The 20,383-nt window shown below is 59.8% G+C and carries 21 protein-coding genes; 12 read left to right on the top strand and 9 right to left on the bottom strand.

All coding sequences use genetic code 11. The annotated features are described in order from the left end of the window. Window positions 1-94 precede the first annotated feature (94 nt). A complete protein-coding gene (gene ettA, locus CAG02_RS27085) occupies window positions 95-1,759 on the top strand; it encodes an energy-dependent translational throttle protein EttA (protein ID WP_007950976.1) in 1,665 nt (554 codons plus the stop codon). 193 nt (window positions 1,760-1,952) lie between these two features. Further along, window positions 1,953-3,290: an NADP-specific glutamate dehydrogenase gene (gene gdhA / locus CAG02_RS27080; protein WP_085712206.1), complete on the top strand. Its 1,338-nt coding sequence runs from the start codon at window positions 1,953-1,955 to the stop codon at window positions 3,288-3,290. A 10-nt stretch (window positions 3,291-3,300) separates the two neighbouring features. On the opposite strand, the gene CAG02_RS27075 is transcribed toward gdhA, so the two are convergent. The 4 genes from CAG02_RS27075 to CAG02_RS27060 all read right to left on the bottom strand — a co-directional run bounded on the left by CAG02_RS27075 (window position 3,301) and on the right by CAG02_RS27060 (window position 6,862). Then, window positions 3,301-3,795, bottom strand: coding sequence for a GreA/GreB family elongation factor (locus CAG02_RS27075; RefSeq protein ID WP_085712205.1), 495 nt, complete (start codon window positions 3,793-3,795; stop codon window positions 3,301-3,303). Between the two features lie 70 nt (window positions 3,796-3,865). Beyond that, window positions 3,866-4,222 carry a hypothetical protein gene (locus tag CAG02_RS27070; protein WP_085712204.1) on the bottom strand — a complete coding sequence of 119 codons (357 nt, stop codon included), beginning with the start codon at window positions 4,220-4,222 and terminating at the stop codon, window positions 3,866-3,868. Window positions 4,223-4,425: 203 nt separating this feature from the next. After that, the gene (locus CAG02_RS27065; RefSeq protein ID WP_085712203.1) at window positions 4,426-6,279 is read right to left on the bottom strand and encodes a DUF4105 domain-containing protein; all 1,854 of its coding nucleotides are present in this window, start codon (window positions 6,277-6,279) and stop codon (window positions 4,426-4,428) included. A 94-nt stretch (window positions 6,280-6,373) separates the two neighbouring features. Next, window positions 6,374-6,862, bottom strand: a complete 489-nt coding sequence (locus tag CAG02_RS27060) for a DUF3015 domain-containing protein (protein WP_007950971.1) — start codon at window positions 6,860-6,862, stop codon at window positions 6,374-6,376. Window positions 6,863-7,183: 321 nt separating this feature from the next. Here CAG02_RS27060 and CAG02_RS27055 point away from each other — a divergent pair, with 321 nt between their 5' ends. Next, entirely contained in the window at window positions 7,184-9,622 is a 2,439-nt protein-coding gene (locus CAG02_RS27055) for a Lon protease family protein (protein ID WP_085712202.1), read from the top strand. A 243-nt stretch (window positions 9,623-9,865) separates the two neighbouring features. Continuing rightward, the gene (locus CAG02_RS27050) at window positions 9,866-10,195 is read left to right on the top strand and encodes a hypothetical protein (protein WP_085712201.1); all 330 of its coding nucleotides are present in this window, start codon (window positions 9,866-9,868) and stop codon (window positions 10,193-10,195) included. Between the two features lie 6 nt (window positions 10,196-10,201). Here CAG02_RS27050 and CAG02_RS27045 read toward each other — a convergent pair whose 3' ends face one another. After that, a complete protein-coding gene (locus CAG02_RS27045) occupies window positions 10,202-12,034 on the bottom strand; it encodes a hypothetical protein (RefSeq protein ID WP_085712200.1) in 1,833 nt (610 codons plus the stop codon). Between the two features lie 162 nt (window positions 12,035-12,196). Between CAG02_RS27045 and CAG02_RS27040 the strand changes: the two genes are divergently transcribed. The 3 genes from CAG02_RS27040 (at window position 12,197) to CAG02_RS27030 (ending at window position 13,870) form a co-directional block, all read left to right on the top strand. After that, entirely contained in the window at window positions 12,197-12,685 is a 489-nt protein-coding gene (locus CAG02_RS27040; RefSeq protein ID WP_065257512.1) for a TIGR00645 family protein, read from the top strand. Between the two features lie 135 nt (window positions 12,686-12,820). Beyond that, window positions 12,821-13,126 (top strand): DUF6482 family protein, encoded by a 306-nt coding sequence (locus tag CAG02_RS27035; protein ID WP_085712199.1) that lies wholly within the window; start codon window positions 12,821-12,823, stop codon window positions 13,124-13,126. 126 nt (window positions 13,127-13,252) lie between these two features. Next, entirely contained in the window at window positions 13,253-13,870 is a 618-nt protein-coding gene (locus tag CAG02_RS27030; RefSeq protein ID WP_085712198.1) for an FKBP-type peptidyl-prolyl cis-trans isomerase, read from the top strand. A gap of 49 nt (window positions 13,871-13,919) precedes the next feature. Here the strand turns inward: CAG02_RS27030 and CAG02_RS27025 are convergent, their stop codons facing one another. From CAG02_RS27025 to CAG02_RS27015, 3 genes are all read right to left on the bottom strand, one after another. After that, window positions 13,920-14,177, bottom strand: coding sequence for a hypothetical protein (locus CAG02_RS27025; protein ID WP_085712197.1), 258 nt, complete (start codon window positions 14,175-14,177; stop codon window positions 13,920-13,922). A 207-nt stretch (window positions 14,178-14,384) separates the two neighbouring features. After that, the gene (locus CAG02_RS27020; RefSeq protein WP_007950963.1) at window positions 14,385-14,726 is read right to left on the bottom strand and encodes a zinc ribbon domain-containing protein YjdM; all 342 of its coding nucleotides are present in this window, start codon (window positions 14,724-14,726) and stop codon (window positions 14,385-14,387) included. A gap of 125 nt (window positions 14,727-14,851) precedes the next feature. Next, window positions 14,852-15,820, bottom strand: a complete 969-nt coding sequence (locus tag CAG02_RS27015; protein WP_085712196.1) for a polyprenyl synthetase family protein — start codon at window positions 15,818-15,820, stop codon at window positions 14,852-14,854. A 241-nt stretch (window positions 15,821-16,061) separates the two neighbouring features. Between CAG02_RS27015 and rplU the strand changes: the two genes are divergently transcribed. From rplU to CAG02_RS26990, 5 genes are all read left to right on the top strand, one after another. Beyond that, a complete protein-coding gene (rplU, locus tag CAG02_RS27010) occupies window positions 16,062-16,373 on the top strand; it encodes a 50S ribosomal protein L21 (RefSeq protein ID WP_003228361.1) in 312 nt (103 codons plus the stop codon). Between the two features lie 35 nt (window positions 16,374-16,408). Continuing rightward, entirely contained in the window at window positions 16,409-16,666 is a 258-nt protein-coding gene (gene rpmA, locus CAG02_RS27005; RefSeq protein WP_003228360.1) for a 50S ribosomal protein L27, read from the top strand. A gap of 193 nt (window positions 16,667-16,859) precedes the next feature. Further along, window positions 16,860-18,083: an Obg family GTPase CgtA gene (gene cgtA, locus CAG02_RS27000; RefSeq protein WP_085712195.1), complete on the top strand. Its 1,224-nt coding sequence runs from the start codon at window positions 16,860-16,862 to the stop codon at window positions 18,081-18,083. A 137-nt stretch (window positions 18,084-18,220) separates the two neighbouring features. Further along, window positions 18,221-19,339 carry a glutamate 5-kinase gene (gene proB / locus CAG02_RS26995; protein WP_085712194.1) on the top strand — a complete coding sequence of 373 codons (1,119 nt, stop codon included), beginning with the start codon at window positions 18,221-18,223 and terminating at the stop codon, window positions 19,337-19,339. An 11-nt stretch (window positions 19,340-19,350) separates the two neighbouring features. Continuing rightward, window positions 19,351-19,815 carry a CreA family protein gene (locus CAG02_RS26990; RefSeq protein ID WP_085712193.1) on the top strand — a complete coding sequence of 155 codons (465 nt, stop codon included), beginning with the start codon at window positions 19,351-19,353 and terminating at the stop codon, window positions 19,813-19,815. Window positions 19,816-19,930: 115 nt separating this feature from the next. On the opposite strand, the gene rpsT is transcribed toward CAG02_RS26990, so the two are convergent. Further along, the gene (gene rpsT, locus CAG02_RS26985) at window positions 19,931-20,203 is read right to left on the bottom strand and encodes a 30S ribosomal protein S20 (protein ID WP_011336008.1); all 273 of its coding nucleotides are present in this window, start codon (window positions 20,201-20,203) and stop codon (window positions 19,931-19,933) included. Window positions 20,204-20,383 lie beyond the last annotated feature (180 nt).

The following is a 20,383-nucleotide window of genomic DNA, read 5'->3' as shown; positions in this document are numbered from 1 at the left end:
TGGCCATCAAGTGGTCAAGTGAACGACGCGCATCGGTCTGGCCGGGCATCGCCTGCGCTCCAATCATTCATCAGTCACTGACCCAAGGTTCTCCATGGCTCAATACGTCTTCACCATGCATCGGCTGGGCAAAGTTGTTCCGCCGAAGCGGGAAATCCTGAAAAACATTTCTCTGTCCTTCTTCCCGGGCGCCAAGATCGGTGTACTCGGCCTCAACGGTTCGGGTAAGTCCACGCTGCTGAAAATCATGGCCGGCGTCGACACCGAATTCGAAGGCGAAGCGCGCCCGATGCCGGAACTGAACATCGGTTATCTGCCGCAAGAGCCGCAACTTGATCCGACCAAGACCGTGCGTGAAGTGGTCGAGGAAGCGGTCAGCGTGATCAAGGATGCGCAAGCGCGTCTGGACGAGGTCTACGCCGCCTACGCCGACCCGGACGCCGACTTCGACAAGCTGGCCGCCGAACAGGCCAAGCTCGAAGCGATCCTGCAGGCCAGCGACGGTCACAACCTGGAGCGTCAACTGGAAGTCGCCGCCGATGCGCTGCGTCTGCCGGCCTGGGACGCGAAAGTGGAACACCTGTCCGGTGGTGAAAAGCGTCGTGTGGCCCTGTGCCGTCTGCTGCTGTCCGCCCCGGACATGCTGCTGCTCGACGAACCGACCAACCACCTGGACGCCGACTCTGTTGCGTGGCTCGAACACTTCCTGCACGACTTCCCGGGTACCGTGGTAGCGATCACGCACGACCGTTACTTCCTGGACAACGTCGCTGGCTGGATTCTGGAACTCGACCGCGGTGCGGGCATTCCTTACGAGGGCAACTACTCGGGTTGGCTGGAAGCCAAGTCCGATCGTCTGGCCCAGGAATCCAAGCAGCAATCGGCCCACGAAAAAGCCATGAAGGAAGAACTGGAGTGGGTGCGCAAAGGCGCCAAGGCCCGCCAGTCGAAATCCAAGGCACGTCTGCAGCGCTTCGAAGAAATGCAGTCGCAGGAATTCCAGAAGCGTTCGGAAACCAACGAGATCTACATCCCGGCCGGTCCGCGCCTGGGCGACAAGGTCATCGAATTCAAGAACGTCACCAAGGGCTACGGCGATCGCGTGTTGATCGACAACCTGTCGTTCTCCATGCCGAAAGGCGCCATCGTCGGCGTGATCGGCGGTAACGGTGCCGGTAAGTCGACCCTGTTCCGCATGCTGATGGGCAAGGAAACCCCGGACTCCGGCAGCATCGAGATCGGCGAAACCGTGCAACTGGCCTGTGTGGACCAGAGCCGCGAAGACCTGGACGGCAGCAAGACCGTGTTCCAGCAGATCTCCGACGGTTCCGACCAGATCCGCATCGGCAACTACGAGATTCCGTCGCGTACCTACGTCGGTCGCTTCAACTTCAAGGGCGGCGATCAGCAGAAGTTCGTCAAGGACCTGTCCGGTGGTGAGCGCGGTCGTCTGCACCTGGCGCTGACCCTGAAGGAGGGCGGCAACGTCCTGCTGCTCGACGAACCGTCCAACGACCTCGACGTTGAAACCCTGCGTTCCCTGGAAGAAGCCCTGCTGGACTTCCCGGGCGCCGCCATTGTGATCTCTCACGATCGGTGGTTCCTTGACCGCGTCGCGACGCACATCCTGGCGTACGAAGACGACTCGCAAGCTGTGTTCTTCGAAGGCAACTACACCGAGTACGAAGCCGATCGCAAAAAACGCCTCGGCGAAGCAGCGGCCCAGCCACACCGGGTACGCCACAAGAAACTGGCCTGATTTCAGGTTGGTTGCATGAAAAAGCGGGGCCTTCGGGCTCCGCTTTTTTTTGCCTGCAATCCGCCGTGATTTATAGCTTGTGTACTATTTGTTTTCATAAATGCGACATTTTTGTCTGTTGCTGTGTACAGATCGTTTGTTACAGTCCGGCTCAATCTCTTCCAACGACAACAAATTTGCCGAGACTTTTCCCATGATCGAATCCGTCGAATCCTTCCTCGCCCGTCTGAAAAAACGCGATCCGGATCAACCCGAATTCCACCAGGCCGTCGAAGAAGTCCTGCGTAGCCTGTGGCCGTTTCTCGAAGCCAATCCGCACTATCTGACCTCGGGCATTCTGGAGCGCATCTGCGAACCGGAGCGGGCGGTAGTGTTCCGGGTGTCGTGGGTCGACGATCAGGGCAAGGTGCAGGTCAATCGCGGTTTCCGCATCCAGATGAACAGCGCCATCGGCCCGTACAAGGGCGGTTTGCGCTTCCATCCTTCGGTGAATATGGGCGTGCTGAAATTCCTCGCCTTTGAACAGACCTTCAAGAACTCCCTGACCTCGTTGCCCATGGGCGGCGGCAAGGGCGGTTCGGACTTCGATCCGAAGGGCAAGAGCGACGCCGAAGTCATGCGTTTCTGCCAGGCGTTCATGAGTGAGCTGTACCGCCACATCGGCGCCGACGTGGACGTACCGGCGGGTGATATCGGTGTCGGCGCACGGGAGATCGGTTTCCTGTTCGGTCAGTACAAACGCCTGAGCAACCAGTTCACCAGCGTACTGACCGGCAAGGGCATGACCTACGGCGGCAGCCTGATCCGCCCGGAAGCCACCGGTTTCGGTTGCGTGTATTTCGCCGAGGAAATGCTCAAGCGCCGCGAGCAGACCGTCGAAGGCAAGCGCGTGGCGATTTCCGGATCCGGCAACGTTGCGCAATACGCGGCCCGCAAAGTGATGGACCTGGGCGGCAAGGTGATTTCCCTGTCCGATTCCGAAGGCACGCTGTATTGCGAGCCCGGCCTGAGCGAAGAGCAGTGGCTGGCGCTGCTGGAACTGAAAAACGTCAAGCGTGGGCGGATCAGCGAGTTGGCGGCGGCATTCGGCCTGGAATTCCGCGCCGGTCAACTGCCATGGTCGTTGCCGTGCGAAATCGCGCTGCCGTGCGCCACCCAGAACGAACTCGACGCCGAAGCTGCCCGCACCCTGCTGCGCAACGGCTGCTTCTGTGTGGCCGAGGGCGCGAACATGCCGACCACCCTTGAGGCTGTGGATATCTTTATCGAAGCGGGCATTCTGTTCGCGCCGGGCAAGGCCTCGAATGCCGGCGGTGTGGCGGTCAGCGGTCTGGAGATGTCGCAGAACGCCATGCGCCTGCTGTGGACGGCGGGCGAGGTGGACAGCAAGCTGCACGGGATCATGCAGTCGATCCACCACGCCTGTGTGCATTACGGTGAGGAAAACGGCCGGATCAACTACGTCAAAGGCGCGAACATCGCCGGTTTCGTCAAGGTCGCCGACGCGATGCTGGCGCAGGGCGTGGTTTAAACACTGTGGTTCAAGAGCGATCGATGCGGATCACTTCGATCAGTTGATTGCCGGCCGGACGCTGCCACAGCACTTCGTCGTTGAGTCGCGCGCCAAGCAGCGCGCGACCCAGCGGCGAAGCCCAGTTGATCAGGCCGTTGGCGGCATCGGCCTGGTCTTCGCCGACCAGTTGCACCCGGCGCTCGGTGTTGTGTTCGTCGGCGTAGGTCACCCAACTGCCGATCTGCACCTTTTCGTTGGACGTCGGGGCTGGCGCGACCTGAGCGCTGCCGACCCGTTGATTGAAATAACGCAAATCCCGCTCGAGATCGGCCAGCCGCTGTTTGTCGGCCTGTTCGCCCATGGCGGTCTGTTCGGCGTGCAGCGTCTGCAGCTCGGCGACTTTCGCCTGCAACTGGGCAAACCCCTGCGGCGTGACGTAATTGGGCTGCGTGCTGACCTGCCGTTCGACCGGCTGATCGGCTTGCGCAGCGGCGTTGTCTTCGTTGACGAAAGCACGGCTCATGGTGACCTCCTGTGACAACCGTTGGGCCATGGTCGCAGGCTAAAGGTTTCGCCGGATGTCTGGAAACGACCTACTGCGAACGATAAGCCCGCGCGGCGCCCTGATCCTTTTGTTGCTGCCAGGCCCGCTCGCGCTCGTCCCAGTGTTCGTTGCGATACTCCTCGCGATCCTTGTTTTCCAGCATCGCCTGACACTGGCGGAAACCGTCGCTCCAGCCTTCGGCGTATTGCGGATCCTTGAGATAGCGCGGCACGTTCTTGCGAAACTCGCCGCTGATCGAACCGGCCGCCTGACGACCGCTGATGCAACCGTCATCGAAACCGTCGGCGAACGCCGGTGGATAACCCTTGGCGATCAGATCTTCATGGGTGCTTTGACAGCCACCCAGCAACAGCAACACGCCCAGCAAACCCGCACACCGCCACATCACACTCTCCCGCGCCGTCAAACGGCTGATAGGGAAAGTCTAGAAGCGGATTCGTCGGAAGGATGTGAAAGGTGCGTAAGCAATCTGTAGAACACCGCAACTCCCTGTGGGAGCGAGCTTGCTCGCGATGACGGAGTGTCAGTCACCTCAATTTCGACTGACCGATTGCCATCGCGAGCAAGCTCGCTCCCACATTGGTCGTTTCAGTAGTGATACCACTTCACTTCCAGCATCACCTCGGTCTCCGGCGTTGCCAGATGGCTGAATTCACGCTGGGCACTCAGGCGCAGGCCCAGGTTGCGGGACAACTCCCACTGTTGATTCAGGCTCAAGCTGCGGCGCACTTCGCCGTTGAAGAAGTAATCGCCCTTGGCCTCGACACTGAGATTGCCCAACGGGTTTTTCCACAACACGCCGGTATTGAAACCGCCTGCGGGGGAAACGAATTCGGCGAAATCATTGTTGTGTTCAACACGCACGGTGCCGAGGGCAAATCCCAGTACATCGTCACCCAGGGCCCAGGTTCCACCGCCGCCACCGTTGACATGGCTGACCAGCGTCTCGTCGTCATGCTTGCCCGGCACACGTTCCAGACCTCCGGTGACTTGCCACGACAACGGCTGCAGCAGCGCATTGCGCGGCGTCAGCGAGCGGATGGTCGCCAGATCCAGTTGCTGGAACTGCCAGTGATTGCCTTCGTACTGGCGCAGCTTCATTTGCAGAATTTCGATCTGCGCGCCGAGGGGGAAACTCTCGGCGTTGTCGTTGAGGTCGTGATAGGCCATGCGCAGGCCATACTCGCCGAACGCGCGGTCGCCACGGGTACCGAGGCCGGCCTGCCAGGTGCGTGATTCGTGGCCGTCCTCGGGCAGGCCCGGTTGCGGGATTTGCAGCTCCGGTGCCGGGTTCTTGTTGATCGCCCGCAGCAATTCGAAACTGCGCTGGGCCCGTTGCGGATCGCGCTCCTGGCCGTTGGCGCGGTAGCGTTCCAGTCGATACGCCGCGTCGACGATCAGTGCTTGCCGGTCACGGGGCAGGGCCTTGAAGGCCGGGTCCTGCAATTGTTGCTGGTCGGCGCTGACTTTCAGCACCCAGTCCTGCTCTTCGCTTGTCAGAGGCTCGGCGCGGCTGAGCAATTCACGCTCGCGGGACGGGCGGTATTCGATGTGCTCGACCAGTCCGGCTTCTTTCACCGCTTTGACGGTGTCGGTGGGGATGGCGGTCAGCGGGAATTGTTCGGTCAGGCGCAGGCTCGGGCGCGCCACCTGCAACAGTTCGAGCAGGCGATAGGAGCAGTTTTCGTCGAAGAAGAAATAGTCGAACTGAATCTGCTTCAGCTCCCACACATGCTCGACCATCCGTGCGGTTTCGGCTTGCGTCAGGTTGAGCCGGTACTCCCACAGGTCGCGGTTTTCCAGGCTGCGGTATTCCGAGAGTTTTTCCTGATAGGGCACCAGCGCGAACAGACCCGGATAACCGCCCATCAGGCCTTTCCAGGCATACAGAATGCTGTTGTCCGAGCCTTCGATGTAGGCGCCGAAATTGATCGCGTAGCTGAGCAGCGAAGTCTTGTCGCTCTGCACATCGGCCTGATCGATGCGCAGCAGGGTGTGGCCGAACATCGATGAAGGGCTGTTGAGGTAGGCCGCCGGGAAAATCATCACCGCACTGTGGGGCGAGACATCCTTGAACCATTTCTTGAAGTCGGCGCAGTCCGGTGCCGGCAGGTCGGTCAGGTTGAGCTGATCTTTCAGCCAGCGCGTGCGGGCCGGGTAGACGCACTGGGCGTGTTGCTCACCAAGACTGGCCGGGGCGTACAACGCCTGGACCGTGGCCGTCAGTTCATGGTCGGGGTGTTCGTTGCCGTCGGGGGCGAGGAAGAACTTCTTGTCGCTGACGTAGCTGCGCCAGCCGCCGAGCTTGGCGGTTTCGTAATGGCCGAGGGAAATCCAGAAACGATCGTTGGCCAGTTGCTGCAAACGTTGAGGGTCGATGTGGGGCGCGGCGGACAGCGGGGCGCAGACACACAGCGCCAGCCAGGCAAGGCGTTTGAGCATAGGTGGCAACTTAAGTCGAAAGTAACAAAAGACCCAAGGAGGGCGGGCCGAAAAAACAAAACCCGCTTCCCGAAAGAAGCGGGTGCGGTCGAGCTTAAGCCTGAGTCGCGTACTTGGCCAGACGAGGGTCTGCTTTCAGCACGGCCAGGGTGTTGGTATGTACGTCTTCGGCGGTCACGTCAGCCTTGCTGAAGATCTGCTGGAAGTGCTCGTGAGTGACGGCGGCGAAGTGCGCACGGTCTTCCGGCGCCACGCCCAGTACCACGGCATAGGTCGTCAGCGCTTCGCCGTTGCCTTTCGCCATGTCTTCGGACAGCTCGTTCATCATGCCATTCATGGCAAACCAGGATTTGCCGCCGTAGGTCAGCGAGGCGTTGGTGGAGCAACCGTTGGTGCCGGACGTCATGCCGAACGTGGCGTTGCCCGAGGTGCCGTTGGTGGTGGATGCCAGGAAGTGAGCCGGGGTGCCACGCTGACCTTCGAACAGCATGTTGCCCCAGCCGCAATCCGGACCGCCTGGCGCCTGAGCCATGGCGTTGATGGATACAGCGGTGAAGAGAGTACCGAGAAGAATCCGTTTCATAGCTTTGTTCTCTTTATGTGCGTACCAATGGACAGGGTTCTGGCCCCGCTCTCTACATCAAAACGCCACTTGGCGAGTTTTCGTACAGACCTTCTGGCGCCAGTGGGCCGGTATTAGTTCCAGCCGCGCAGTTTGGAGTTTAGGCAGGTTCCCGTGGTTCCGTGATTTTTTGCAGCATATTCGTGATCCAGCCCGGTTTTGCGGGGCCGGCCGTGGGGTTGGCCGGTTGTCTATGCTTTGTCGTGTGGCGCGCCTTGCCAGTGGGGCACGGGCAGCGCCAGAATGCCGCTATCTGCCCCGCCTGATTGTTAAGGAAGCCCGATGCCTGATCCTGTTGCTGCCAGCTTGCGTCTAGCGCCCGAAGCGCTGACCCGTCCGTTTTCCGCTGAACAGTTCAGCTTCACTACCACCAATGATCTGGAGCCCTTTCGCGGTGTGCTTGGCCAGGAACGTGCGGTCGAAGCCTTGCAGTTCGGTGTGGCCATGCCACGCCCCGGTTACAACGTATTCGTCATGGGCGAGCCCGGCACCGGCCGTTTCTCATTCGTCAAACGCTACCTGAAGGCCGAAGGCAAACGCCTGCAGACCCCGGCGGACTGGGTCTACGTCAACAATTTCGACGAGCCGCGCGAGCCCCGCGCCCTGGAGCTGCCATCGGGCAGCGCCGCGGCGTTCATCGGTGACATCAACGGCTTGATCGACAACCTGCTGTCGACTTTTCCCGCGGTGTTCGAACACCCGTCCTATCAGCAGAAGAAGAGCGCCATCGACCGCGCCTTCAACCAGCGCTATGACAAGGCACTGGACGTCATCGAGCGTCTGGCCCTGGAAAAAGACGTCGCCCTGTACCGCGACAGCAGCAACATTGCCTTCACCCCGATGCTCGAAGGCAAAGCGCTGGACGAGGCTGAATTCGCCCAGTTGCCGGAGTCCGAGCGCGAACGTTTCCACGAGGACATTTCCGGCCTCGAGGAACGCCTGAACGAAGAACTCGCCAGCCTGCCACAGTGGAAGCGCGAGTCGAGCAACCAGTTGCGTCAGCTCAACGAAGAAACCATTACTCTGGCGTTGCAGCCTTTGCTCGCGCCGCTGTCGGAGAAGTACGCGGAAAACGCCGCGGTCTGCGGTTACCTGCAAGCGATGCAGGTCTATTTGCTGAAAACCGTGGTCGAGCAACTGGTCGACGACAGCAAGACCGACGCCGTTGCACGCAAGCTGCTGGAAGAACAATACGCGCCGAGTCTGGTGGTCGGCCATCCGGCCAGCGGCGGTGCGCCGGTGGTGTTCGAGCCGCATCCGACCTACGAAAACCTGTTCGGCCGCATCGAATACACCACCGATCAGGGTGCGCTCTACACCACGTATCGCCAGTTGCGTCCCGGTGCGTTGCACCGCGCCAACGGTGGTTTCCTGATCCTTGAAGCGGAAAAGATGCTCGGTGAGCCCTTTGTGTGGGATGCGCTCAAACGCGCCCTGCAATCGCGCAAGCTGAAAATGGAATCGCCACTGGGCGAGATGGGCCGTTTCGCGACCGTGACGCTCAACCCGCAATTCATTCCGTTGAATGTCAAAGTCATCATCATCGGTGCGCGGCAGCTGTACTACACGCTGCAGGACCTGGATCCGGACTTTCAGGAGATGTTCCGCGTCCTGGTGGATTTCGACGAAGACATCCCGATGGTCGACGAAAGCCTGGAGCAGTTCGCCCAATTGCTGAAAACCCGCACGTCGGAAGAAGGCATGGCGCCGTTGACCGCCGACGCGGTGGCGCGTCTGGCGACTTACAGCGCACGTCTGGCCGAGCACCAGGGGCGTTTGTCGGCGCGGATCGGTGATCTGTTCCAGCTGGTCAGCGAGGCGGATTTCATCCGTCACCTGGCCAACGATGAAATGACCGACGCCGGCCACATCGAGCGCGCCCTGAAAGCCAAGGCCACTCGTACCGGACGTGTCTCGGCGCGGATTCTCGACGACATGCTGGCGGGGATCATCCTGATCGACACCGACGGCGCGGCCGTCGGCAAGTGCAACGGTCTGACGGTGCTGGAAGTGGGCGACTCGGCGTTCGGTGTGCCGGCGCGGATTTCCGCCACGGTGTACCCGGGCGGCAGCGGTATCGTCGACATCGAGCGCGAGGTCAACCTCGGCCAGCCAATCCACTCCAAGGGCGTGATGATTCTCACCGGGTATCTGGGCAGCCGTTACGCTCAGGAATTCCCGTTGGCAATTTCCGCGAGCATCGCCCTGGAGCAATCCTACGGCTACGTTGATGGAGACAGTGCGTCGCTGGGTGAGGCCTGCACGCTGATTTCGGCCTTGTCGAAAACCCCGCTCAAGCAGTGCTTCGCGATCACCGGTTCCATCAACCAGTTTGGCGAAGTGCAGGCAGTGGGCGGGGTCAACGAGAAGATCGAAGGCTTCTTCCGTCTCTGTGAAGCGCGCGGGCTGACCGGCGAGCAGGGCGCGATCATTCCGCACGCCAACGTCGCCACGCTGATGCTCGACGAGAAAGTGCTGGCGGCAGTGCGCGCCGGGCAGTTCCACGTTTACGCGGTGCGTCAGGCGGATGAAGCGCTGAGCCTGCTGGTGGGCGAGCCTGCCGGTGAGCCGAACGAGGAGGGCGAGTTCCCGGAAGGCAGCGTCAACGCGCGCGTGGTGGAGCGTCTGCGGGTGATTGCCGAGATGATCAGCGAAGAAGACCTGAAAGAAGCCGAGAAGGAACTGGCGCAGGAGGCGCTGGCCGAGGCCAAACCGGCGTAAGCCAGGCGGCAGTCAGAAAAATGGGAGCCTTGTGCTCCCATTTTGTTTTGTCGCGAACGTCGGCAAATGTGCCATCACTCTGGCGTCAATATTCACACAATGACCATTCGGCGCCTTCTGGTTCTGCGCGGTTGGCGCGGCGGACTTTTCTTCTATTCTCAGCTCAAGGACATCGACAGTATCACGGGATCGAAACAGTCCTTCAGCAAGGGCTGAACACCGGCTTTACCGAGGGTCGCCGCCATGTCGCGCAACCTCTGCCTCACCCGTCAGTGCCTGGGTCTCGTGACCCGAATCGAATGCGCCATCAAGCCGTTGGCCGGCGATACCGGCATGTGGACTTTACTCTTCGCCGCCGGCATGGCCGGTGAACAACCCTCCGCCATCAAGGCCCAGGGCCCGTTCCACGGGCCGGTCGCCGCCGAGTCGATCCTCGATACCATCGTCGAAAGCCTGACGATGCACGGCTACGAACTGGCCAATGATCCGCAGATCTGGTCCTTGCACCTGCAAGCCCAGTTGCGGCAGATCAACGGCGGGCGCGGACGCAATCTGGGCGTTTTCGATCATTAGCACCGGTCAGGGCGCAGCGCCCTGGGTCTGCGCCTTCTCGAGCTTGACCTCAAAGCCGTACTGCACGGTGGCGAGGTCGGTTCGCTGATAGGTTTCCACCTGCGTCGGGCGGCCGTAGAAATAATGCACGCCGAACAACGCGGGACCTTCTGCGCTCGCGTCGTGGCTGACCGAAAGGATCTGCTTCAGGTAGTTGCCGCTGTCGTCCTTGACGAAGAATCGCCATTCGTTGGCCGGAAACAGTTTCAGGTCCACCACCAGTTCGTTGTTCCTGATTTCCAGGCCTTTGGGCAATGCCCTGGCTTCGTAGGACTGTTTCGCCACCGTGGCGAGGAACAGGGGCATCGAACCGACGGCCACTGCCGGGGTTTCCGGAAACAGGTTCAAGTCATACGTGATGGTCGCTTGCAGCGGATCCACCTGATACGCCTCGGCCGGCAGTTCGATCGGCTCGTCGAGTTTGCCGTTGTGTTTTTCAGTGAAGAACGTCACCGGGCTTTCGCCGGGCGCCAGGTCGTCGCCCAGCAGTTCGTCATTGAAGGTCTTGCGGTGATCGAACTCGATGCGGGCGGCGCTGGGTTCTTCCACTGACTGGCGGATATGGATGCTTTTCTTCAGATCATCTTCGGTCAGCGATGCGCCCTTGAGCCAATTGGGGGCCTGATCGTCGTAGACGGTGATCGCCAGATCCAGCGGCTGCACGGTTTTCGCCGTGGTGTGCGAATCGAATTCGCGGATCGGCAGGTCCAGTGGCTTGCGGGTGACGGTCGCCTCGGAGAAGTCCAGCACGCTGACTTCAAGGGTGTCGATCGGGCCGTTGAAGTAAACCTTGTTGTAGCGGCGCGTATGCTGCTGTTCGAAGGTGCGCTGGTCGTCGTTCAGCTGCTTCTCGAGATCCTCGCTCCAGGCCTTTTGCTGTTGCAGGTGCGCCAGTTGTTTTTGATAGAAGGTGATCTGTTCGGGGCTCTCGTTGATGGCGCCGGCGCGCACCAGGTATTGCCCGGTCGTATCGCGGGCCTGGACGATCAGCGGATTGAGCGGCGTGCTGGCGACTTCTGGGGCAAGCGGCAGGTTGTTGCTGAATTCGACTTCGGCGTAGTTCTTTTCCAGCTTCAGCAGTTTCACGCTGAGGTTGGCATCGGTCCGGGTCTGGCCGACATCTTTTTGGCTCAGATCGAAACTGTGCAGGCGTTTCGGGGCGATGACTTCCACCTGGCCTTGCAGGCTTACGGGACGCGGCCGGGTTTTCTTGTCGACGTCCAGACCCTCGATGAACGGGTAGGTCACGGTCAGGTCATCGGGGTTGGTGACGTTGGAACTGGACGGGCTCAGCTGGATGCCCGGATCGGTTTCCGACCATTCGGGCTGGTAGGCGATCACCCGTTTGTTGCTCAGGGTCACCGATTGCCATTCCACGCCATGGGGGAAGAGGAACCCGCCCGGAATGTTGAGGTTGAAGGGGAACACCGGTTGCAGGTCGGTGAGGTAGTCGGAGCTGGCGTCCTTGTGCAGCACGAACAGACCATTGATGAAGGTGTCGACCAGCGCCTGAGGCGTCGGGTAGTGCTTGAGCACACCGAGGGCGTCTTCGCCGTATTCGGTTCTGGGCGGTTTGTTGTCGAGACGTTGCTGCGCGCGCTCCAGCAGCAGTAGCGAGCCGCCGAGTTCGGTCACGGCATCCTTGAGCTTCGGATCGGTGATGGCGTCCAGCGACTGTTCGAACTGCGCGGTCTTCTGTTCGAGGCTGAGCGGGTGTTTTTTTTCTTCACCGGGTGAGCAGCCTCCGACCGATAAGGCGAGGCAAATTCCGGCAGTCATTAACGGCAATCGCACATCCATTTCCAGTCGTCCTGTCCACTGTCGCTGGGCTGTCAATGGTTTGGACACTAGCAGAAAAACTTTGACACACACACGCAGGTGGCGGATTTTCGGGCGGTTTCTGGCTGTCACGGGGGACTGATATACTCGCCGCCGATTACAACCCCCCTTGTGTGAGAGTCAATGGAACGCTTTATCGAAAATGCAATGTACGCCACGCGCTGGCTGCTGGCGCCGATCTACATCGGGCTGTCCCTCGGGCTGCTGGCGCTGGCATTGAAATTCTTCCAGGAAGTGTTTCATGTCATTCCCAACGTGTTCTCCATGGCCGAGTCCGAGCTGATCCTGGTGCTGCTGTCGCTGATCGACATGGCGCTGGTCGGCGGCTTGCTGGTGATGGTGATGATTTCCGGCTACGAGAACTTCGTGTCCGAGCTGAACATCGACGAAGGCAAAGAGAAGCTCAGCTGGCTGGGCACCATGGACTCCTCGTCGCTGAAGATGAAAGTGGCGGCGTCGATCGTGGCGATTTCCTCGATCCACCTGCTGCGGATCTTCATGGACGCCAAGAACGTCGATCCCCAGCATCTGATGTGGTACGTGATCATCCACATGACCTTCGTGGTCTCGGCGTTTGCCATGGGTTACCTGGACAAGCTCACCAAGCACTGATGAGTTGTCGAAAGCTGTAACAAAACCGCCCGTCTGTTGCGAAACAGACGGGCGGTGTCGTTTGTGGCTTGTGCTTTGGTGCGCCGAGGCATATCCCTGTAGGCGTCCCGGCTCGCCACAGCGTGAGGTGCGTTCATGAACCTGCAAGAGTTGAATGCGTTTGCCATCGCCAGGAAGGTCGATGAGCTGAACCTGATCTCCATGGAGGGCGGAATCTACCTGCTCGAAGCGCGGATGCACGGCGCGGCGTACCCGTTGAGCGATCCCCAGGGCAAGATGCTGATGCTGCGTTCGGTGGAGCATGCCCGGGATGTCCTGCACAACTTTCCGGTGCTGCCGTTCAACCTGGTCCACACCTCGGTGCACGATGAAATGTGCGGACTTGGGGCCAGCAGCGAAGAAAGCCTGAAAGTACCGCTGGCCTGGCGCTCGGCACTGTAGGGCCGCGGGCCTGATCAATGGCGGAACATCTGTGCTAGTCTGCTCGCCCTTTTGGTTCCGGGCGCGCCGGGACGCGCTGTGCACGCACGGCATGTCCTGAGGCCGTCCGCACAGCGGAGCAGTGTCATGTCCGAAGTAAATCTGTCCACCGACGAAACCCGCGTCAGCTACGGTATCGGCCGTCAGCTGGGTGACCAGCTGCGCGACAACCCGCCACCGGGTGTCAGCCTGGACGCCATCCTGGCCGGTCTGACCGACGCATTCGCCGGCAAGCCAAGCCGTGTGGGTCAGGAAGAGCTGTCCGCCAGCTTCAAAGTGATCCGCGAGATCATGCAAGCCGAAGCTGCTGCCAAGGCTGAAGCCGCCGCTGGCGAAGGTCGTGCATTCCTGGCTGAAAACGCCAAGAAAGACGGCATCACCACCCTGGCTTCCGGTCTGCAATTCGAAGTGCTGACTCAGGGCGAAGGCGCCAAGCCATCCCGTGAAGACAACGTGCGTACTCACTACCACGGCACACTGATCGACGGCACTGTGTTCGACAGCTCCTACGAGCGTGGCCAGCCTGCAGAATTCCCGGTTGGCGGCGTGATTGCCGGCTGGACCGAAGCCCTGCAACTGATGAATGCCGGCAGCAAATGGCGTCTGTACGTGCCGAGCGAACTGGCTTACGGCGCTCAAGGCGTTGGCAGCATTCCGCCGCACAGCGTTCTGGTGTTCGACGTCGAGCTGCTCGACGTTCTGTAATCCCGTTACCCTGCACAAGCGTGGCTTGTGCAGGGTTTCTCCGCCGCTCTCATACTTCGATCTTGTGATGCAGCTCACTGGTCGGGCGCAACGCCCGGGCATAGCAGAACAGGAACAGATTGCGCACCAGCTCCTTGAGCACCATCGGTTCGCTGGAACTCAGGCCGCTGACGTCCAGATCCCCTTGATCCTGTAATTCATGCAGGGCTTCTTCTTCCAGTACCGCGCAGACTTCACCGGTTTCCCGATGCAGGATCCTGAGGTACGGGTGCGGGCGATCCAGCCAGGCGTCGATCAAATAAGTCATGGTTCTCATCTCCATTGAAAGGGTTTCAATGAGAATAATTCTTATTCGTCAAATAGCAAGCGCCTATTGGCGGTTCGCGATTTTTTATGGGTAAAGATTGCGTAAGGTCAAAACGGCTGGCGTTTGGCTACTGCGTGGTTTTGCTGGGGATAGCGGGGGAGGGTGAAGCTCCATCCCACGACGGGCGCGGGATGGATGACAGCAGAGTCAGACTTTTCTGACGAACTCGGATTTGAGTTTCATCGGGCCGATGCCGTCGATCTTGCAATCGATGTCGTGGTCGCCGTCGCACAGACGGATGTTCTTGACCTTGGTGCCGACCTTGACCACCAGCGAGGTGCCTTTGACCTTCAGGTCCTTGATCACGGTGATGGTGTCGCCGTCCTGCAGGACGTTGCCGACCGAATCTTTCTTCACGGCATCATCGGACGCCACTTCGGCTTCGCCGCCGGCAGACCACTCGTGGGCGCACTCCGGGCACACCAGTTGGGTGCCGTCTTCGTAGGTGTATTCGGAATTGCATTTCGGGCAGGGTGGCAACGTGCTCACTAAGGCTCCTTGGAGAGGGGATCGCTAAAAGTCGCACATTGTATAGGGTTTTAACCGCGGATGGCAGGCAACAAAAAACCGCAGGCTCCGGCGGAGGCTGCGGTTTCTTGATGGTGCGGCGTTGATCAGTGCGTGCGGGCGACCGCGAACTCGCTCAGTTCAACCAGTGCATCGCGGTATTCGCTGGCCGGCAGCGCTTCGAGGCACTTGATCGCACGGGCCACATAATCGCGAGCCAGTTGTGCGGTGTACTCCAGCGAACCGGACGCTTCCACGGCAATGCGGATGCTTTCCAGGTCTTCGATCCCGCCTTTCTGGATCGCCTGGCGTACCAGTGCGGCTTGCTCTGGCGTGCCTTCGCGCATTGTGTAGATCAGCGGCAGGGTCGGCTTGCCTTCGGCCAGATCGTCACCGACGTTCTTGCCCAGGGTTTCGGCGTCGCCCTTGTAGTCGAGCAGGTCGTCGACCAGCTGGAACGCCACGCCCAGGTGATCGCCGAAGGTACGCAGGGCTTCGCTCTGCTCGGCGGTGGCACCGGCCAGTGCTGCGGCGCTGTGGGTCGAGGCTTCGAAGAGCATCGCGGTCTTGCCGCGGATGACTTCCATGTAGGTTTCTTCGGTGGTGCTGGCGTCACGGACTTTGGACAGCTGCAACACTTCGCCTTCGGCGATGATGCGCGTGGCCTGGGACAGGATCTTCATCACCGGCATCGAACCCAGTTCGACCATCATTTCGAACGAGCGCGAGTACAGGAAGTCACCGACCAGCACGCTCGGGGCGTTGCCCCACATGGCGTTGGCGGTCGAGCGGCCACGACGCATGCCGGACATGTCGACCACGTCGTCATGCAGCAGGGTGGCGGTGTGCAGGAATTCGATGGTGGCGGCCAGCAGACGCAAGTCGTCGCCTTCGCGACCCAGGGCCTTGCCGCACAGCAGCACTAATAAAGGACGCAGGCGTTTACCGCCGGCCGACGTGATGTAATCGCCGATTTTCGATACCAGCGGCACTCGGGAAGTCAGCTGCTTCTTGATGATGCCGTCGACGGCGCTAAAATCGTCCGCCACCGCGCGGTAGAAAGCTTGGGGTTGCATCAGCGACAGGTGCTCCAGAAGGGTTGCGCGGCATGCTAGGACCCACGTCCGGGCCTGTCAAGGCGCGATGGACGGCCCCTTGCATGACTCTTGTAGCTTGCGTACAATCGCGCACCCTGAACTTCCTGGGCAGCACCTGCCTTACGCAATTGCACTTGGGCCGTTCCAGCCCCATGCAGCCATGCCAGCCAATACCTCTTCTTATAAAGAGCTGGGTGAGCAGGATTATCGGAGAAATACCATGTACGCAGTAATCGTTACCGGCGGTAAGCAATACAAGGTCGCTGAAGGTGAATACCTGAAGATCGAAAAACTGGAAGTCGCTACTGGCGAATCCGTGACTTTTGACCGCGTTCTGTTGGTCGCCAATGGCGACGACGTGAACATCGGCGCACCTGTTGTTGCTGGCGCAACCGTCAAGGCTGAAGTGATCTCCCAAGGTCGTCACGATAAAGTCCGCATCATCAAGTTCCGTCGCCGTAAGCACCACATGAAGCGTATGGGCCACCGCCAGTGGTTCACCGAGATCAAAATCACCGGTATTCAGGCTTAATTACAGCCTAATTCCTCACTAGGAGAATTGAACTCATGGCACACAAAAAAGCTGGTGGTAGTACCCGTAACGGTCGCGACTCAGAAGCCAAACGCCTTGGCGTGAAGATGTATGGCGGCCAGGTCATCAAGGCCGGCAACATCATCGTGCGTCAGCGCGGCACCCAATTCCACGCTGGCTACGGCGTTGGCATGGGTAAAGATCACACCCTCTTCGCGAAAATCGAAGGCGTGATCAAGTTTGAAGTAAAAGGCGCCTTCGGTCGTCGTTACGTGAGCGTTGTCGCAGCCTAACTGCGAGAGTGCTGGAGAAGCCCTGTCTTGCGACGGGGCTTTTTCGTTTGTGGGGTGAGTCTCTTGCAAAGCTGTTTGTATGGGCTGCCGGCGTGCGATGCAGGTCGTGGATTGGGGTCGCTGCGCTCATTTTTGCAAGAGTCTTATGTCTTGATTGTTTTTCGGCTCGTCCGTACGGCGAGAGGCGTTGGTTATGAAGTTTGTTGATGAAGTATCGATCCGCGTAAAGGCTGGCGACGGCGGCAATGGCTGCATGAGTTTCCGTCGGGAAAAATTCATTGAAAACGGCGGTCCGAACGGTGGTGACGGCGGCGACGGCGGTTCCATCTTCATGATGGCCGACGAAAACCTGAACACCCTGGTGGACTACCGCTACACCCGGCACTTCGATGCCGAGCGTGGCTCCAACGGTGGCAGCACCGACTGCACCGGCAAGAAGGGTGAAGATCTGGTTCTGCGCGTGCCGGTTGGCACCACGATCATTGACTCTGCAACCCAGGAAGTCATCGGCGACCTGACCAAGTCCGGTCAGAAGCTGATGGTGGTGCAGGGCGGCTGGCACGGTCTGGGCAATACCCGTTTCAAATCCAGTACCAACCGTGCGCCGCGTCAGACGACGCCGGGCAAGCCGGGTGAGCAGCGTGACCTGAAACTGGAAATGAAGGTTCTGGCTGACGTCGGTCTGCTTGGTCTGCCGAACGCCGGTAAAAGTACCTTTATCCGTTCCGTTTCGGCTGCCAAGCCGAAAGTTGCCGATTACCCGTTCACTACCCTGGTGCCAAACCTGGGTGTGGTCAGTGTCGACCGCTGGAAAAGCTTCGTCATTGCCGACATTCCGGGGCTGATCGAAGGTGCTTCCGACGGCGCGGGTCTCGGTATCCGTTTCCTCAAGCACCTGGCGCGTACCCGTCTGCTGCTGCATCTCGTGGACATGGCGCCGCTGGACGAAAGCAGTGCGCCGGATGCTGCTGAAGTGATCGTCAACGAGCTGATCAAGTTCAGCCCGTCCCTGGCGGAGCGTGATCGCTGGCTGGTGCTGAACAAGTGCGACCAGATCCTTGAGGAAGAGCACGAAGAGCGCGTCAAGGAAATCGTTGAGCGTCTGCAGTGGGAAGGTCCGGTTTACGTGATCTCGGCCATTGCCAAAGAAGGCACCGAGCGCCTGACGCGCGACATCATGCGTTACCTCGAAGATCGTGCCGATCGCCTGGCCAATGACCCGGCCTACAAGGAAGAACTGGCCGATCTCGATCAGCGCATCGAAGACGAAGCCCGTGCCCAGTTGCAGGCTCTGGACGACAAGCGTGCCCTGCGTCGCAGCGGCGTGAAGTCGGTCCACGACATCGGCGACGATGACTGGGACGAAGAAGATGTGGATGACGAAGATGGTCCGGAAATCATTTACGTGCGTGACTGATTCGTTGAAGTAAACTTAAGCGCCGCTCAATCGAGCGGCGTTTTGGTATCTGGAAATCGATTGTTGGTCACGAGTAACCACGAATAACGTCACGGGCAGCGCTGGGTCGCGCTGTCCTCAAGCTAAGGTTGAAGATGATGCGGAGCAAGGTGACAGGTGCGCAGCGTTGGGTCGTGAAGATCGGCAGCGCTTTGCTGACAGCAGATGGCAAGGGGCTTGATCGCAAGGCGATGGGCGTCTGGGTCGAGCAGATGGTGGCTTTGCATGAGGCTGGCGTCGAGTTGGTGCTGGTGTCCTCCGGGGCAGTGGCGGCCGGCATGAGCCGTTTGGGCTGGACCGCACGACCCAGTGCGATGCACGAGCTCCAGGCTGCCGCAGCAATCGGTCAGATGGGGCTGGTGCAGGCCTGGGAGTCGAGCTTTGCCGAGCACGGTCGGCACACGGCGCAGATTCTCCTGACCCATGACGACCTGTCTGATCGCAAGCGCTACCTCAACGCCCGTAGCACCTTGCGTGCGCTGGTCGAGCTGAAAGTCATTCCGGTGATCAACGAAAACGACACCGTGGTTACCGACGAGATCCGTTTCGGCGACAACGACACGCTCGCTGCGCTGGTGGCCAACCTGGTCGAGGCTGATCTGCTGGTGATCCTGACGGATCGCGACGGCATGTTCGACGCTGATCCGCGCAACAACCCCGACGCGCAGCTGATTTACGAAGCGCGTGCCGATGATCCGACCCTTGATGCGGTGGCGGGCGGTACCGGTGGTGCGCTGGGTCGTGGCGGCATGCAGACCAAGCTGCGCGCGGCGCGTCTGGCGGCGCGTTCCGGGGCGCACACGATTATTGTCGGTGGACGTCTGGAGCGGGTGCTCGATCGTCTGAAGGCGGGCGAGCGCATCGGTACGCTGCTTTCGCCTGAGCGCGGCATGCTGGCGGCGCGCAAGCAATGGCTGGCCGGTCATTTGCAAACCCGCGGCACGCTGGTGCTGGATGATGGCGCGGTTTCTGCGTTGTCGGAAGGTCACAAGAGTCTGCTGCCGGTCGGCGTCAAACTGGTCCAGGGCAGCTTCCGTCGCGGTGAAATGGTGGTTTGCGTGGCACCGGACGGTCGTGAAATTGCCCGTGGCCTGGCCAACTACAGCGCGCTGGAAGCACAAAAAATCATCGGTCAGTCGTCGGATGCGATTGTCGGTTTGCTGGGTTACATGGCTGAGCCGGAACTGGTTCACCGTGACAACCTGATTCTGGTCTGAGGAAAAGCGCAATGCGCATGGCAAAAGGATTGTTGGGTCTGTTGATGGCGTTGCCATTGCTGGCCTCGGCCGAGGAAATCGGCCAGGTATCGACGGTGTTCAAGTTTGTCGGGCCGAATGACCGGATCGTGGTCGAGGCTTTCGATGATCCAAAGGTTGAAGGTGTGACCTGCTATCTGTCGCGCGCCAAAACGGGTGGCGTGAAGGGTGGCTTGGGTCTGGCCGAGGATCGTGCCGAGGCGTCCATTGCTTGTCGTCAGGTCGGTCCCATCAACTTCAAGGGTGAGTTGAAGGATGGCGAAGAAGTGTTCAAGGAGCGCACTTCGCTGGTGTTCAAGACCATGCAGGTGGTGCGGTTCCTCGACAAGAAGCGCAATACGCTGGTGTATCTGGTCTACAGCGATCGCCTGATCGAGGGCAGTCCGCAGAATGCGGTGACGGCGATCCCGATTCTGCCGTGGGCGCCAGTCCATTGATTTGCGCGTAAATAAAGAGAGGAGCCGGTTGGCTCCTCTTTTTTTGCGTTGCTTTCGGCAAATCGCAGGCAATAAAAAACCGACCCTGAGGTCGGTTTTTTAATGATTACGTCGCTTAGGCAGCAGCTTTCAGTGCCTTGACGTGACCATTCAGGCGGCTCTTATGGCGAGCAGCCTTGTTCTTGTGGATGATGCCTTTATCGGCCATGCGGTCGATAACTGGCACAGCCAGAACGTATGCAGCTTGAGCTTTTTCAGCGTCTTTTGCGTCGATGGCTTTAACTACATTCTTGATGTAGGTACGAACCATGGAACGCAGGCTGGCGTTGTGGCTGCGACGCTTCTCAGCCTGTTTTGCACGTTTTTTGGCGGAAGGTGAGTTGGCCACCGTCGAGCTCCTCGAAAGACTTTTTAGGAAATAGCAAACAAAATAGGCCGCGAATCATGCCGATGAAGAGATGTCTTGTCAAGGGCGCTTGAGACGTTCCGCTAAGTGGTAGGTATAAAGAGGCGGGATATTTATTTCCGGCGCTTGACCTGTAAACTCGCGAGCTTTGGCTCTGTGCTG

This window comes from Pseudomonas sp. R43(2017), assembly GCF_002112345.1.
Lineage (GTDB): Bacteria > Pseudomonadota > Gammaproteobacteria > Pseudomonadales > Pseudomonadaceae > Aquipseudomonas > Aquipseudomonas kribbensis.
This window is presented reverse-complemented; position numbering and strand designations above follow the sequence as displayed.